Source organism: Gemmatimonadota bacterium (assembly GCA_016714015.1).
Classification (GTDB): Bacteria; Gemmatimonadota; Gemmatimonadetes; order Gemmatimonadales; family Gemmatimonadaceae; genus Pseudogemmatithrix.
Window position 1 is genome coordinate 1 of record JADJNZ010000001.1, and the last position, 15,951, is coordinate 15,951.

Here is a 15,951-nt window from a genome sequence, read left to right on the forward strand (position 1 = left end):
CGGACACGCACGGCCTACGTTAGCGCGCAACTGTCGCAGGAACTCGAACTCATCGCCACCGTGGCCGTTGAACAGGCCGACAACTTCCTCGCGCAGGAGAGATTGCGCTTCGAGTCCGGCGTCGCGTCAGAGCTCGACGTGCTGAGGGCCGAGGTATCGGCGGAGAACCTGCGCCCCGATCTCGTGCGGGCGCGCAACGCTTCGGCCGTTGCCACCTTGGACCTGAAGGCGCTGCTCGACATTCCGCCAGCGACGCCGCTGCGTCTGTCGACGGCGCTCGACGTGCCAACGGCGGAGCGGCGTGTGAGCGATGCCGCGCGGCGTGCGGACGCTCTCGATGACCGCCCTGCGTTGAAGGCCGCCGAGCGCACGGTGGCAATTCGGCGCGAGCAGCTGCGCATCGCGCGCGCTGGGCATTTGCCGACGGTGAGTCTCCGCGCAAATTATGGTCGCCAGGCATTCCCGCAGACGGTTTTCGGCTTCAACGGCGTCGACTGGCGCAATGACTTCAATGCCGTTGTCGGCGTGCAGATCCCGATCTTCTCGGGCTTCCGCGTCGATGCTGAAGCAGAGCAAGCCACCGTTGCGTTGGCCCAGGAGGAACTGCGGCTCACCCAGCTACGTGAGGGGGTCGCGTTGCAGTACGAGCGAGCGGTGGGGGAGCGTGAACGTGCCGAGGCCAGCCTCGCGGCCCGTGAGCGTACGGTCGCCCAGGCGACTCGCGTGCACGACCTCACTGTGCTGCGCTACGAGCAGGGGCTGGCGACGCAGCTCGAAGTCGCCGATGCCCGACTCGGACTTCTGCGTGCCCGCACGGCGCTGGCGCAGGCGACTGCTGACTATCACCTCGCCGCCGCGGCCATTGTGCGCGCGTTGGGCGAGACGACCGTGAGTTTCTGATGACGACCTCCACACCCTCCGGATTTTCTCGAATGACGGCCCGCCTTCCGCTGCTGCTCCTCCTCGCCGCGTGCGCCGCTTGTGGCGGCGCAGATGCCTCGCCGGAGTCCGCGGCCGCCACCGCGGCTGTCGAGCGCCCCGTTACGCTCGTGGAGGCCGATCTTCTGACCGCCGAGACCGGCGATCTGACCACCGGCGTGTCTCTCTCGGGGATGCTCGAGCCCGCGGCGACGGTAACCGTCGCGGCGCAGGTCGAGGGCACCCTTGGCCAGGTATTGGTGAATCGCGGCAGCGCGGTCGTCGAAGGCGCGCGGCTCGCGACGCTCCAGGCCGATGGCGTGCGCGCTCGTGTCGCCGCCGCCGAAGCGAACGTTGCGGTCGCGAGGACGCGGCGCGACGCGTCGCGCCGTCTCTTCGAGGCCGGGGCAATCAGCAAGATCGACCTTGAGAGTTCCGAGGCCGCGTTCGCTGCCGCAGAGGCCCAGTCCGCGGCCGCGCTCGAGAGCGCGGGATTCACGGCCGTCACAGCGCCGATTACGGGGACGGTGAGCGATCGCCGCGTCGACGCGGGCACGGCGGTCCGCGTGGGGGACCCGCTCTTCACGGTGGTGAGCACGACAGAGCTAGAACTCGCCGGCCGTGTGCCGGTCGACGAAGCCGGTGCGATCCGCGTGGGCCAGGAGGTGCGATTCAGCATTGATGCCCTGGCGGGGCGAGAGTTCACTGGCCGCGTCGCGCGCAAGGATCCGATCGCCGACCCCGTCACGCGGCAAGTGGGGGTGTACGTTCGGCTGGCGAATCCGCGGAATGAAATCACGGCCGGGCAGTATGCGCGCGGGGAGGTCGCGGGGCGTACGCTTCGTGCGACGCTACGCGTGCCCGAGACCGCGGTGCTCGGTAGCGGCGCGGAGGCGGTTGTGTTCGTCTTTGCCGACGGGCGACTTGAGCGCCGGTCCGTGACGGTCGCCGCGCGCAGTGCGCGCGACGGCGTGGTCGCGATCAGCAGCGGTCTTACGACGGGCGAGCGTGTGCTGATGCGCCCAACACTCGGCCTGGCCGACGGCCAAGCCGCTGTGATTTCGGGAGAGCGTTGAGAATGACAACGCCGTCACTCCCAGACGCTGGCGACCGAGAGTCGAAGGGCTCTGGCCTCAGCGGCGTTGCTGTCGCACGCCCCGTCTTCACCCTGATGATGATGCTCGGGCTGATCGTGCTTGGTATCTTCGGCTTCCGCCGCTTGAGCATCGACCAGTTCCCGAACGTCGACATCCCGGTGATCACGGTGCAGACCGTGTATCCGGGCGCGAGCGCCGAGACTGTCGAGCGCGAAGTCACGGAGCGGATGGAGCGGGCATTCAACCCCGTCGAGGGCGTGGACCGCATCACGTCCGTGTCGCTCGAGGGCGTTTCGCAGGTCATCATCGAGTTCGACCTCGGACGAGGCGCCGACCTCGCGGCACAGGACATCCGGACGAAGATCGAGACGATTCGTCGCGATCTTCCGGTGGACATCGATCCTCCTCTGGTGCAGAAGTTCGATCCGTCCGCGCAAGCAATCATATCACTGGCGCTCTCGTCGGCCTCGCTGCCGCTCACGCAGCTAACCACGCGCGCCGATGAAGAAATCCGTCGCGCGCTGGAATCGGTGCAGGGCGTGGGCGAGGTACGCCTCGCGGGCGGCATCCGCAAGGAAGTGCGCGTCTCGCTGAAGCCAGAGCGGCTACGGGCGCTTGGCGTGACGGTTAACGAGGTCATGACCGCGCTTCGCCTACAGAACCTTGAGGTGCCGGCAGGTCGCCTCGAGCGCGGCAGCACGGAAACGCTCGTGCGCGTGACGGGCCGCATCACGGATCCGGCGCAGTTCAACGAGATCATCGTTGCGAACCGCCGCGGCACTCCCGTGCGGCTCAGGGAAGTCGCGACCGTCATCGAGGGTGGCGAGGACGAGCGCTCAGTCGCCTTGGTCAACGGCACTCGCGCGGTCGCGCTCGATGTCATCAAGATTTCCGGCTCAAATACCGTGGAGGTCGCGGACGGTGTACTTGAGGCGCTCGACGGGATCCGCGCGCAACTGCCGCCGGGCACTGAGCTTCAGGTCGTGCGCGACAATTCCGTTATGATTCGCGCCTCGGTCACCGATGTGCTGCACGAACTCGTACTCGGCGCGATTCTCACGGTGGTGATCGTGATGCTCTTCCTCAACGACTGGAAGGCCACGGCCATCACCTCCTTAGCGCTGCCAGTGTCGGTGGTGAGTTCATTCATCCTGATGAGCGCGCTAGGCTTCACGCTGAACATGTTGACGTTGATGGCGCTGGCGCTATCCATCGGCATTCTCATTGACGACGCAATCGTTGTCATCGAGAACATCGTCAGGCATCGCGAGATGGGAGCGAGCGCACGGGAGGCGGCGTTGAGGGGCACCAGCGAGATTCAACTCGCCGTGCTCGCGACGACACTGGCGATCGTCGCCGTGTTCGTGCCGGTGGCGTTCATGGGCGGCATCATCGGTCGCTTCTTCTTCCAGTTCGGTCTCACCGTTGCCTGGGCGGTGCTGGTTTCGCTGTTCGTGTCGTTCACGCTGACGCCAATGTTGGCAGCCTGGTGGGGCGTCGACCCGCACTCCGCGAGCCATCATTCCGGCGGCAATCTGTTGACGCGAATCATCACTAAGTTCAACGTATGGTTCGACTCGATCGCCGAGCGGTACCGAGGCGTCATTTCCTGGTCGGTGGCGCATCGCAAGGCGACGTTGGCGGTAGCCGGGGTGTCATTCGTCGGTGCGTTCGCTCTGTTTCCGCTTATCGGCGGCGCGTTCACGCCGGACGTGGACAACGGCGAGTTCACGGTGACATTCGAGACGCCAGAGGGATCGAGCCTCGAGTACTCCCGTGGCAAGTTAGCGCAGATCGACGCAAACCTCCGAGCGATATCTGAGGTGCGCTACACCTACGCGACCATCGGCGCGGGCGCCACTGGCACCGTGACCAACGGTGAAGTGTTCGTGAAGCTCGTCCCCGCTGCGGATCGAAGCGTCTCGCACCTGGACCTGATGGCGCGCGCGAGGCAGTTACTCTCGCCGATTTACGGGGTGCGCACTGCAGTGCTCGCCCCCTCGGGTCCCGGGGGTACGCAATCGCCGCTGATCGTAAACGTGCGCGGCAATGCGGTGGATACGCTGCAGCAGATCTCGGGAAAGGTGGCGGCAGCGATGCAGGCTATGCCCGGTGTTGTGGACGTCGCGACATCGCTCGGCGATCCGCGGCCGGAGTATCGCATCGAGGTGCGCCGCGATGTCGCGAACGATGCCGGACTGGACATCGGGCAAGTTGCGGCGACAGTGCGGCCGTTTATGGCCGGCGAGGTAGCGACCCGCTGGGAAGACCCGACTGGCGAGGAGCGCGACGTGCGAGTCCAGGCCGAGACGGAGGCCCGCATCTCGGAGCGCGATCTCGAGTTGCTACCGCTAGCGACAATGCGTCGCAATGCGGATGGGTCCGCCGTGACGATCCCACTCGGAGCAGTCGCACGCGTAACCCGCAGCTCCGCGCCGGCGCAGATTGATCGTCAGGACCTGCAGCGCTCCGCGAGCATTACGGCGGCCACTGAAGGCGACCTCTCGATTTCGGAGGCCTCGGCGCAGATTCGCGCGGCCATTGCGCAAATCGAGCTGCCGGCCGGCTACACCGTTCAGCTGGGAGGCGAAACCGAGCAGCTCGAGGAGACGGCCGGCTTCATGATTGAGGCCATCGTGCTGGCGATCGTGCTGATTTTCCTTATCCTTGCGTCTCAGTTCGAGTCGCTGACGCAGCCGTTTGCAATCATGCTCTCCCTGCCGCTTTCGCTGATTGGCGTGCTCCTCGCGCTGCTTGTTACGAACGACACTCTTAATATGATGTCGATGATTGGTGTCATCCTGCTGTTCGGCCTCGTGGTGAAGAACGCAATCCTACTCGTTGACAACGCCAACGAGCGCCGGGCTGCAGGCCTGGACCGGGTTGCGGCGGTCATCGAGGCGGGCGTAATCCGGCTGCGGCCGATTATGATGACCACGTTGGCAATGATCGCGGGCATGCTGCCGATCGCGCTCGCGATGGGCGAAGGCGGCGGCTTCCGAGCACCGATGGCGCGGGCGGTAATCGGTGGATTGATCACGTCGACAATCCTGACCCTGGTGGTGGTGCCGGTGGCATACCTGTACCTCGACGAGTTCGGGAGCTGGGTCGCGCGCAAGGTTACGCGGCGCGATGCCTGACCTGCCGGGGCGGAGCACGCGCGAGCGGCTGTTGGCGGCCGCCGCAAAGTGTTTCGCGGCCGGTGGCTCGCACGGTGCGACGACGCGCGCGATTGCCTCGGCGGCTGGGGTGAATGAGGTGACGATCTTCCGGCTCTTCGGAGGCAAGGAGCGCTTGCTGGTTGAGGCGAAGGTCAAGCTCTTGGCAACAATCGCGGTGGAACCGCTACCGCCGCAGCCCGGCGACGCCATGAGCGACATCACACACTGGGCGGGCGAGTCAGTTGCGCAGTTGTCGCGCGTGCGTGACCTGTTGAGGCATGACCTTGCAGAGGCAGCGTCCAGTTCCACCGCGAACTCAGCGGGCCGACTACTCGGGGAGATGAACGAAGAGCTTGCGCGTTACCTCGGCGCATTGGAAGGCGTCCGGATCACGAGAGCGCGGCTGGAAGCGACAGTTGCAATGTTTGTTGCCGCGTTGGTGACCGAGGCAATCATCGGCGTGTCGACCCGGGGCCGGCCCTGGTTGCCGTACGAGGTGCGCCTGCACTTGTATGTCGCAGCTACATTGGACGCCGTTCGCTCAGATCACGGCGAGGCCGCAGAGTGATTGCGCGGAGATGGGCGAGACGATCGCCCGCGCAATCAACCCATTCGCGCCTGTGTGAGGTCACAGTACCGCTTCTTCTGCCCTCCCGTCGGAACGACCGGCTCTGACGCCAGCGGTTCTGTTTTCTCCAGGTGTGCGAGCAGGCTCCTAACATCCCGCGGATCGAAAACGACAGCTTCGATCGAACGACGTTCCGGCGTGACAGATTACCGTGACGAGGCCTAGCGTGGAGAGCAATGCGCGGTCTCGTGGCGAGGGGAACGAGCGCCCCGGCGCTGCGCGTGCGTCCGAGAGGCCCTGTCTCGCCCGAACGTTTGACGACCGGCATATTCCCGATTTCGTCGCAGGACCGGCGATTCGCACTGAGCGTTGACGGGGACAAGCCTGCATGAGCCTGTGTGGTCCTCTGGGTGCGAGGCAAGTGCGGTGACCACCGAAGTCCGCGAAGCGAGTGCCTAATAGCACAGCGAGGCAGGACCCCGTGGTCGCCGTCCCGTCACTCGGAAAGTGGTCCCAGGTCTCCACGATCTTCCGGAAATCCATGTGTAGACTCCCAACCGCGTTCGTCGTGTAGCGGAGCGCGCGAATCGCCTGCGGATAGGTGAAGACCTGCACGACGGGCGGCGAGTGGCGCCGCCAGAGCGAGGCGCTGGCGCACCAAATGTACGACGCCGTGATGCACCAGCGCCTGCGTGAGCACTTGTGGCAATCGCGTCGGCAATCGCGCCGACGCCATCGACGCGCGCAGGATGTCGTCGACTCCCCGACGCGGGAGTTGCGTCCTCACACGGAGCCAGAAGCCCGCGCCCTCGGTCTGCACAATCCAGCAGCTCGACACGTCTTGGTGTCCCTCGCGGCCGCGCCGAACGAAAAGTACACGGCCTTCTTCCGGACCACGCCCTCGCAACAATTGTCACGCCTTTCGCGCAAAGATCACCACCGGAATCACGCGATCGAACAGGCGCTGTTGGCAAGCCTGCACTTCGACCACCACGCCAACGGTAATGACGCTGATCGTGTTCGGCTCCATGGCTACTTCGGCCTGTCGTTCCAAGTGCGCCCAAATCTCGCGCACCGTCACGCCGCGCGTCTATTGCGAGGGCGCGAGTGCGTCGAACTGGGCAAGCGCCGCAGGGCGAATGGCACTAACTGCGGCCGGAGGCTCCAGTCGCGGCCGTGCGGGATCTCGAGCGGCAGCGCGTCGATTGTCGTCAGCTCAGTCTTGGATGTCGAGCCATTGCGATGATTCGTCTGGCCGGCCAGATTCTCCTCGCTCGGCGCGTGACCGACGTGAAGGGTCGGCTCGCTCATGCGCATCTCCGCTGCCGGGCGCTTCTGGCATTCGCGGATGAGGCCCGCATAGTCGTTCGCCGACTGCTCCCAGCTAATCGGCGCGTCGAGCGCCGCCGGGAAAAACGCACAACGCCAGCTTCGGCTTGGCGATCGCCCCTGCTCACGGCGAGGATTGCCTCACCCGCTGAATTCAGGAAGGGCCCAACTGAATCGCACTCCGCTCAGCCTAACGTCAAGTTGTGCTGCGGCCATTCCATAAGATGCGGCGGCGCAGCCGCCGCTTCACTAACATGGCCGTCGGCACCAACTGCCGTTATGCCATTGCGATGCAGCGGCCCGAGCGTGAAGAGGCCTACTCCGACACTCGCTCAACCGAGACCCCTCCCGAAACGTGCCGCACCTGCGGAGTCCGCGTTTGCTGCAGCAGCGCGCATGCTTGATCCGGCGGAATCGGCGTGCATGTGAAGGGGTTGTACTCCACCCGTGGCGCTTTCGGCAGGTCGAATGCAATGCGGGCCACCGGCGAGAGGCGGCCGTTAGCAACGGCGAGGCGAAGGTCGACCGTCCCGCAACGAACGATCAGCCGATCGGTGCCTTCCGACGGCGTGTCGCAGACATGAGGACGACCGACGGGAGATCCGCCAAGGTACGACACACGGCCGCTGGAGTCGACGCGTATCCTGGCGCTGACGCGGGTTCCCTGCAGTCGCCCAGTCAACCGATAGTCGCCGGCGATTCCGGCAGAGGCCGGCGAGCCAAGCGCGTAGCCTGACTCCGGAGTGGGCGCGAGATCGCGCGACTGGCGCGTGCAGGCCAAGAGAATCAAGAAGACCCAGGCCGAGCGGATACGGATAACGGTGCGCACTGTTTCTCCGGTGATCACGTGAGGGACACAGTGCGGAGAGTCCCCGCCCGCACTACCTCGTGAAACTCGAAAGGGGGCAACTGGCATAACGTCACGTTGTGCTGTGGCCGCTTTCATAAGATGCGGTTGGGCGGCCGTGCGGTACCTTCAGGTACGATAAAGCACGGCCGCCCAACCGCTACCCCAGCGCGGCCGTCTGCACCAACTGCCGTTATGCCGCCGGGCACGCGTCCCCGCTCAACTCCGCCTTCAACACGACCGCGGGGTCGACATCCGATACGGTGCGTGCCTGTAAGCACTCTCCTTCTAGACAAATCGCCGCTGAATCGCTGGAAGCTTGATCTCTCCCTTCTTGATGTGTGATGTCCTCGATGAGGTTCTTCAAGGAGGTTGTGTCGGTGTCGAGACGACTCGGCGGAAGTAGCTCGGCAGGCTCAGTGGCAGGGCAACGGCCAGCGGGGGGGCCCGCTGGCCGTTGTCGTGTCCAGAGGCCACCTCCGAGGTCGAGCTACTACAGCCGCGCCCTCTCGCGGTACGCCTCCCGCAGGATTCGCGTCACGCTCCTCAGGATCAGCACGCAGATGCCAGCCGCGATCACCAGGTCGGGGATCCCCGACGCGGTCACCGTGACGAGCACCGCCGCGAGCATCACCGCGAGGTTCACCTGCACATCGGTCGCCGAAAAGATCCACGCGGCCCGCAGGTGCACCTCGCCCTGCCGATAGCGCTTGAGGATCGCCAGTGACCAGACGTTCACGCCGAGCGCGAGGAGCGAGATGCCAATCATCGGCAACGCCTCGGGCGCACTGCCATGCACGAGCGCGACGCCGAGCTTGACGATGGCGGCCGCGGCGAGGGTGAGTTGTGCGTAGCCAGCGCCGATCGCCGCACGAACTTTCGCGCGTGCCGGCCGACCCACCGCGTAGAGGGAGAGACCGTACACCGCAGCATCGGCGAGCATGTCGAGTCCGTCGGCCACGAGCCCCATCGAATCGGCGGCGAACCCGGCGCTCACTTCGATGACGAACATCGCGCCGTTGAGCGCGAGCAGCGTGCGCAGTGCTCGCCGCTCCGTTTCCTGAGCCGTCGCTTGCTCCATCGCTTCCGCTACGGTCGAGGGTCGCTCTCGAGCGTCACCGGAATACGGACCACCGTCCGATCCCACTGCACGACGAGATCGGCGGCGTACGCCGAACGACGCGTGAGCAGCATCCGCAGCAGGTCCTCCGAGGTCATGACGGCTTCTGTGGGAACCGATCCCTCTCCCACATCCAGCTTGCGGACCGTGCTGTCGATCGGTGTGCCCCAACGCCGCACGCCGCGATTCACTACGATCCGCCACGCGGTCGGACCGGGGATCGCATACAGGGAGTACCAGCCGGCATCCACGGCCACGCCGGCGATGGTCCCGCGCGACGGCATGTGGATCGCGGTCGCCTCATCCGCACCCATGCGCCATGGTGCGTCGAACGGCACGAGTCGGCCCATGATCGGGCGTCCGAGCTTGCGCGGTCTGCTGTAACACACCTTCACGGTGCGCGCGCCGAGAACGACTGCCGTCGAATCGAATGGACTGGCGCGGATCTCCAGATCCTCGCGCGGACCCTGCACCCAGCATTCCAACGAGGGCGCGGTGCCTTGCGCCTGAGTGGGTGAGGACACGAGCGCCAAGAGTGCCGCAACAGCCAGCGCAAGACTACGCATCAGACGCATCTCTCCAGAAGGGGTGATCCTGATCGCAACGCGAAACCGCACGTGCGAGCGACATCGCTGACGCCAACGCGGGACCGATCATCGCGTAGCGGCGCCGGACGCGATGATCGCCATTCCCGCGAGGGTCACAACAACTCCGATGACATCGGTGGGACGCGGTGTCACCCCGTCAACGAGCCAGAGCCACGCGAGCGCGACGGTCACATAGACTCCGCCGTACGCCGCATAGACGCGCCCCGAGGCCGTCTCGTGGAGGGTGAGCAGCCACACGAAGATCGCCAGCGCGCCGGCGGCGGGCAGAAGGAGCCACGGACTGCCGCGCTGTCGAAGCCAGACATACGGCAGGTAGCAGCCGATGATCTCCGCGAGCGCGGTCGCGATGAAGAGGGCGGTCGTGCGGGCGAGTGTCATTCTACGCAGGGGGTTGAGAATAGGATAACAGGCGCAGCGCGTTCGCGATAACGACCAGCGTGCTCCCCTCATGCATGACGACCGCGGCACCGATCCCGATGAAGCCCGTCGTGGTCGCGACGATGAGGACGGCGATCACCCCAAGCGAAACGAACAGGTTCTGCCGGATCACTCGGCGCGACGCACGGCTCAGCCCGATCACGAACGGCAGCCGTCCCAGATCATCGCCCATCAGCGCGACATCGGCGGTCTCGAGTGCGGCGGCGGTGCCGGCGCCGCCCATCGCAATGCCAACAGTAGCAAAGGCGAGCGCCGGCGCGTCGTTCACGCCATCACCGATCATGGCCACTGGACCTTCACCGGCGAGCAGGCGGATCGCCGTGACCTTTCCCTCGGGAAGCAGCCCCGCGCGCACCTCGTCCACGCCCACTTCGCGCCCGACGGCGTCCCCGACGCCGGCATTGTCGCCGGTGAGCATCACCACTCGGCGGATCCCAAGTGTGCGGAGCCGGCTGAGGATCTCGCGCACTCCAGGGCGCGGCCGATCGGCGATCCCGATGACACCGAGCCATTCACCCGGCGCTCGTCGGACGATCATCGTGCTCCGGCCCTCGCGCTCGAGCGCCTCCACGCTCGCGCGGATCTGCGCCGGTACGGCGAGACTCGCCTCCTCGAAGAGCAGCGCACGACCGACCTCCACCGTCTCGCCCTCCACGGTGGCGCGAATGCCGCGGCCCGTCACCGACGTCGCATCCGACGCCACGGGGAAGGCGATCGTCCGTGACTCGGCCGCGCGCACCACGGCGCGCGCGAGCGGATGTTGGGAGCGTGCCTCCACTGACGCGGCCGTGCCGAGCAGCTGCTCCTCCGTCACACCGTCCGCGGGCCGGAGGTCGGTCACGCTCGGCTCGCCGAGGGTGATCGTGCCCGTCTTGTCGAGGGCAAGCGTGTGGATGCCGCCCAGTGACTCGAGATGTGCGCCGCCCTTGATGAGCACGCCGTTCCTCGCGGCCTGAGCGATCCCGGAGAGGACCGCCGCTGGCGTGCCCAGCGCGAGTGCGCACGGTGAGGCGGCGACGAGCAGAGCCATCCCGCGATAGAACGCCTCGCCCCAGGTCCAGACTCCGAGGAGCGGAGGCACGACGATCAGCAACGCGTCCGCGACGAGCACGGCGGGAACGAAGACTCGCGCGAAGCGGTCGGTGAACTGCTGTGTCGGCGCCTTCTGCGTCTGCGCCTCCGAGACCAGCTTGATGACGCGGTCGAGAGTCCGGTCACCGATCGCGGCGGTGACCTCGACGACGAGTGCCCCTTCGCCGTTCACCGTCCCGGCGAACACCGACTCGCCCGGCGCCTTGTCCACCGGCACACTCTCGCCGGTGATCGGCGCCTGGTTCACCGCCGAGTTCCCCTCGCGCACCGCACCGTCCACCGGGATGCGCTCGGCCGGCTTGATCAGGACGCGGTCACCCGGCACCACCTCGGCGATGGGCACGGCCGATTCCTGCCCGTTGCGGATCACCGTCGCTGTCTGCGGTGCAAGCTCGGCGAGAGCTGCGATGGCGTTGCGTGCGCGTCCGAGCGCGTACTTCTCGAGCGCGTGACCGAGACTGAAGAGGAAGAGCAGCAGCGCGCCCTCGAGCCATGCGCCGAGCACTGCCGCTCCTCCCGCGGCGACGACCATCAGGAGGTCGATGTTGAAACGGAACTTCCCGCGACGGAGGTCGGCGATGAAGTGTCCCACGAGGTCGCGCGCACCGAAGAAGTACGCCGCGGCGAACACCCCGACCACGAGCGCGGGCGGCGCGTCGATGAATCGCCTCGACACCCAGCCCAACGTGAGCAGCACGCCCGCACTGATGCTCCAGACGATCTCGCGATTGCGACCGTACCAGCTCTTCGGTGCCGGTGCTCCTTCCCGTCCTGAGGTCTCGGCGAGCGGCTCTGCACCGACGTCGCGCAATCGCGCTTCGATCGCCGCCCGATCCGTGCGCCTTCGATCGAACTCCACACGCACGACCTGCCCCGCGAAGTTGACCGCAGCCGCGCTGACGCCGCGGAGCTCGCGTAGCGCGTCTTCGATGCGTCGTCCCTCATCCTCCGCTCCGACCGCACGGAACGGGATGACCATGTGCGCGAAGCGATCCGTGACACCGGCGCCGGCGGCGTGCGCCAGCGCGACCACCTGCGTGAGGGTGAGCCGGTCGGGGTCGTAGTGCAGGCAGAGCTGCGGCCCGGTCGGGTCCGTCCGGCCTGCGCTGCCATCATGCGGGGGTTCGCCGTCCGGAACCGCACCCGTCTCGAAGACGTGCACGCTCTCGACACCGTCTTGGCGCTCGAGCAGTCGGAGGAGTCGCGCCACACACGCGTCGCGGAGATCCTTGACGTCGGGCAGCAGCAGGGGCAGGTCGAGTCTGGCAGCGCGTTGCATCGGCACTCCGGAATATGAGTCGTGTTCCCCCGCCGCGAACGAGCCGGCGGGCGGTGCAGCATGCTCAGACCGCCGCGTCCCCTTCTTCGCCTGTTGCGACGCGCAGTGCGCGCGAGACCGGAATCACGACGACCTTCCCGTCACCACGATTGCCGGTGCGCGCGGCACCCTCGATCGCGCGCACCACCGCCGCCTCGAGCTCATCCGGCACGATCACCTCGATGCGCACTTTGGGAACCGTGCCGCGCAGGACCTCGGCGTCTCGCGGATCCGACTGCCGTCCGCGCCCGAAACCCCGGACATCGACAAACGTCGCACCTGTCAACCCCTCGATGCGATGCAACGCCGCCTCGACCCCGTCGGCCATGAACGGCTGGATGTACGCGATCACCATCTTCATGAGACAGCCCCCGGTCGCCGTTCGAAGAGGAGATACAATAGGGGCAGCACGAGCAGTGTGAGCAGCGTGGCGGTGATGAGTCCGCCGATGACCACCGTCGCGAGAGGCCGCTGCACCTCCGCGCCGGCGCTGCTCGAGATCGCCATCGGCAGGAAGCCGAGACTCGCGACCAGCGCCGTCATGAGCACGGGACGGAGTCGCGTCATGCCGCCCTCGCGCACGGCCTCGTCGAGCGGACGGCCGTGCTGACGCAGCTCGTTGATATAGGAGACCATGACCACACCGTTCAGCACCGCGATGCCGAACAGCGCGATGAACCCGACGCCTGCCGAGATGCTGAACGGCATCCCGCGCGCGAAGAGCGCGAACACCCCGCCCACCGTCGCCAGCGGGATGCCGGTGAACACCAGCGCGGCCTGTCGAAGCGAGTTGAAGGTTGCGAACAGGAGCAGGAAGATCAGGAGCAATGAGATCGGGACCACGAGCATCAACCGCTTGCTCGCACGCTCAAGGTTCTCGAACTGCCCGCCGAACTCTGGCCGGTAGCCGGGCGGGAGCGTGATCGTACCGTTGTCGAAGAGCGCGCGCACGTCGGCCACGAAGCTGCCGATGTCGCGCCCGCGTACGTTTCCCTCCACGATCACCAGCCGCGACCCGTTCTCGTGGCTGACCTCGGCAGGCCCACCCACCTCCTCCACCCGCGCGAGCGTACCGAGCGGAACGCGTTCCCCGTTCGGCGCACTCACGAGGATCCGACTGATCGACGCGGCGTTCGCGCGCACCGCCTCAGGGAACCGCACCGTGAGCGCGAACCGGCGCTGACCCTCCAGCACCTGCGACACCTGCACGCCCCCGAGCGCCTCGACCACCTGCATCACATCAGCGGAGTTGATGCCATAGCGCGCGAGCTGCTCCGGCAACACCGACACCTGGAGTTGCGGCAACCCTTCAAGTTGCTGCGCCTTGAACCCGGTGGCGCCGGGCAGCTCAGCGACCGCGGCCACGATCTGTTCCGCCGTCGTGCTGAGCTGGCCGAGGTCGTCGCCATAGATCTTGATCGCGAGGTCGCTGCGCACCCCGGCGATGAGCTCGTTCACCCGCAGTTCGATCGGCTGACTGAAACTCACGACGAGGCCGGGGATCCGCTCGAGCGCCTCGGTCATCACCGTTTCGAGTTCACCCTTGGTCGAGGCCTTCGTCCACTGATCGGTCGGTGTGAGCCGCACGAGGATGTCGCTGATATTGACGCCCATCGGATCGGTCGCGATCTCGGCGCGGCCCGTCTTGGCGACCACGTCGACCACCTCGTCAGGGAACTCCTCGAGCAGGATCCCTTCCAGCTGGGTCGTCTGCCGTACCGATTCCTCGAGCGAGATGCTCGGCAGTCGCAGTACCTGGAGCGCGAAGGATCCTTCGTCGAGGCGTGGGATGAACTCCGAGCCGAGGAACGGCACGGCCGCGAGCGCGACCGCCACCGCCGCGCCGCAGCCGATGAGTACACGCCGGGTGTTCGCGAGCGTCCATTCGAGGGCGGGCTCGTAGAGGCGCTTCGCGCGCTTGACCAGCCAGACGTCCTCCTCCGAGACCTTGCCCCTGAGGAAGATCGAGATCAGCACCGGCGTGAGCAGGAAGGTCAGGAGCAGCGACCCGACGAGCGCGAAGACCACGGTCAGCGCCATCGGGCGGAACATCTTGCCCTCGATCCCCTGCAGCGTGAGGATCGGGAGATAGACGACGATGATGATGCCGATGCCGAAGAGGATCGGCCGACCGACCTCGGCACACGATTCGAGGACGGTGTGAAGGAAGTTGTCGCCCGGCTTTCGATGCCCGAGTCGGCGCATCGCGTTCTCGACCATCACGACGGATCCGTCGACGACGAGCCCGAAGTCGATCGCACCGAGGCTCATCAGACTGCCGGCGATCCCGACCTGCACCATCGCGCTGAGCGCGAAGAACATCGAGAGCGGGATGGCTGCGGCGACGATGAGCGCTGCACGGAAGTTCCCGAGCAGGACGAAGAGCACCACGATGACGAGGATGGCGCCTTCGACGAGGTTCTTCTCCACCGTCCCGATCGTGCGACCGATGAGGTCCGTCCGGTCATAGAAGGGCGCGAGTCGGACGCCCGGAGGTAGCGTGCGCGCCGCGACTTCGAACTTCTCCTTGACCGCATTGACGACGGTGCGCGAGTTCTCACCCATCCGCATCATCACGATGCCGGTGACCACCTCGCCAGCTCCATCCTTCGTCACGGCACCCTGCCGGATCGTCGACCCGATCACGACCTCCGCCAGATCGCCCACGCGCACCGGTGTACCGCCCCGGCTGGCGACCACGATGTTGCGGATCTGGTCCAAGTCCTGCACCTGTCCCACGCCGCGGATCACGAGCTGCTCGGCGCCGCGCGTGATGTAGCCGCCGCCGGCGTTCTGGTTGTTCGCCGCGATCGCGCTCAGCACCTGCGGCAACGTGAGGTCGTACTGCACGAGCGCCTCGGGACGCACCAACACCTGGTACTGCTTCTCGAACCCACCGAACGCATTGACCTCCGCCACACCGGACACGGCGCGCAGCTGCGGCGCGACGACCCAGTCCTGCAGCGTGCGCAGCTCGGTCGCGTCGATCCCGGTTCCCGAGTCCGCCGAGACCGTGTACTGGAAGATCTCACCGAGACCGGTCGAGATCGGTCCCATCTCAGGCGTGCCGTATCCCGGTGGGATCTCCTCGCGAGCCAGCTGCAGTCGTTCCTGCACCTGCTGTCGCGCGAAGTAGATGTCGGTGCCTTCCTTGAATACGACCGTCACCTGCGAGAGCCCGAACTTGGATATCGAGCGGATCTCCTCGAGGTCGGGGAGCCCGAACATCGCGAGCTCGACCGGGAGCGTCACCTGACGCTCCACCTCCGACGGCGGCAATGCAGCAGCGTTGGTGTTGATCTGGACCTGGACGTTCGTCACGTCCGGCACCGCGTCAATAGGGAGTGCGAGCGCGCTCCAGATGCCCACGCCGACCAGTAGCATGGTCATCGCGAGCACGAGGAGCCGTTGATTCAGGACGAAGCCGATGAGAGAGCGCATGAGAGTATCGGTTG

At 66.4% G+C, this 15,951-nt stretch carries 14 protein-coding genes; 4 read left to right on the top strand and 10 right to left on the bottom strand.

All coding sequences use genetic code 11. The features are described 5' to 3' along the window. The 4 genes from IPJ78_00005 to IPJ78_00020 all read left to right on the top strand — a co-directional run. Positions 1 to 900, top strand: a 900-nt coding sequence (locus tag IPJ78_00005; protein ID MBK7904925.1) for a TolC family protein, incomplete at its 5' end; no start/stop codon positions are given. Beyond that, positions 900 to 1,994, top strand: a complete 1,095-nt coding sequence (locus tag IPJ78_00010) for an efflux RND transporter periplasmic adaptor subunit (GenBank protein MBK7904926.1) — start codon at positions 900 to 902, stop codon at positions 1,992 to 1,994. The genes IPJ78_00005 and IPJ78_00010, both read left to right, overlap by 1 nt. A 101-nt stretch (positions 1,995 to 2,095) precedes the next feature. After that, complete coding sequence (locus IPJ78_00015; protein MBK7904927.1) at positions 2,096 to 5,155, top strand: efflux RND transporter permease subunit; 3,060 nt, start codon at positions 2,096 to 2,098, stop codon at positions 5,153 to 5,155. Then, complete coding sequence (locus tag IPJ78_00020) at positions 5,148 to 5,744, top strand: TetR/AcrR family transcriptional regulator (protein ID MBK7904928.1); 597 nt, start codon at positions 5,148 to 5,150, stop codon at positions 5,742 to 5,744. The genes IPJ78_00015 and IPJ78_00020 overlap by 8 nt, the downstream gene beginning before the upstream one ends. Before the next feature lie 496 nt (positions 5,745 to 6,240). Here IPJ78_00020 and IPJ78_00025 read toward each other — a convergent pair whose 3' ends face one another. The 10 genes from IPJ78_00025 to IPJ78_00070 all read right to left on the bottom strand — a co-directional run bounded on the left by IPJ78_00025 (position 6,241) and on the right by IPJ78_00070 (position 15,937). Continuing rightward, on the bottom strand, positions 6,241 to 6,582 hold the full coding sequence (locus IPJ78_00025) for a transposase (protein MBK7904929.1): 342 nt from the start codon (positions 6,580 to 6,582) through the stop codon (positions 6,241 to 6,243). 75 nt (positions 6,583 to 6,657) lie between these two features. Continuing rightward, positions 6,658 to 6,825 (bottom strand): hypothetical protein, encoded by a 168-nt coding sequence (locus tag IPJ78_00030; GenBank protein ID MBK7904930.1) that lies wholly within the window; start codon positions 6,823 to 6,825, stop codon positions 6,658 to 6,660. Then, entirely contained in the window at positions 6,822 to 7,133 is a 312-nt protein-coding gene (locus tag IPJ78_00035; protein MBK7904931.1) for a transposase, read from the bottom strand. The genes IPJ78_00030 and IPJ78_00035 overlap by 4 nt, the downstream gene beginning before the upstream one ends. A 256-nt stretch (positions 7,134 to 7,389) precedes the next feature. Then, the gene (locus IPJ78_00040; protein MBK7904932.1) at positions 7,390 to 7,920 is read right to left on the bottom strand and encodes a hypothetical protein; all 531 of its coding nucleotides are present in this window, start codon (positions 7,918 to 7,920) and stop codon (positions 7,390 to 7,392) included. A 493-nt stretch (positions 7,921 to 8,413) separates the two neighbouring features. Continuing rightward, on the bottom strand, positions 8,414 to 9,001 hold the full coding sequence (locus IPJ78_00045) for a cation transporter (protein MBK7904933.1): 588 nt from the start codon (positions 8,999 to 9,001) through the stop codon (positions 8,414 to 8,416). 8 nt (positions 9,002 to 9,009) lie between these two features. Further along, positions 9,010 to 9,615: a DUF2911 domain-containing protein gene (locus tag IPJ78_00050; GenBank protein ID MBK7904934.1), complete on the bottom strand. Its 606-nt coding sequence runs from the start codon at positions 9,613 to 9,615 to the stop codon at positions 9,010 to 9,012. A gap of 78 nt (positions 9,616 to 9,693) precedes the next feature. Continuing rightward, positions 9,694 to 10,026, bottom strand: coding sequence for a YnfA family protein (locus IPJ78_00055; GenBank protein ID MBK7904935.1), 333 nt, complete (start codon positions 10,024 to 10,026; stop codon positions 9,694 to 9,696). Position 10,027: 1 nt separating this feature from the next. Further along, positions 10,028 to 12,457 carry a cadmium-translocating P-type ATPase gene (gene cadA / locus IPJ78_00060; GenBank protein MBK7904936.1) on the bottom strand — a complete coding sequence of 810 codons (2,430 nt, stop codon included), beginning with the start codon at positions 12,455 to 12,457 and terminating at the stop codon, positions 10,028 to 10,030. Positions 12,458 to 12,521: 64 nt separating this feature from the next. Beyond that, positions 12,522 to 12,857: a P-II family nitrogen regulator gene (locus IPJ78_00065; protein MBK7904937.1), complete on the bottom strand. Its 336-nt coding sequence runs from the start codon at positions 12,855 to 12,857 to the stop codon at positions 12,522 to 12,524. Next, the gene (locus IPJ78_00070; protein MBK7904938.1) at positions 12,854 to 15,937 is read right to left on the bottom strand and encodes an efflux RND transporter permease subunit; all 3,084 of its coding nucleotides are present in this window, start codon (positions 15,935 to 15,937) and stop codon (positions 12,854 to 12,856) included. Before IPJ78_00070 ends, IPJ78_00065 begins: the two co-directional genes overlap by 4 nt. Between the last annotated feature and the right edge of the window lie 14 nt (positions 15,938 to 15,951).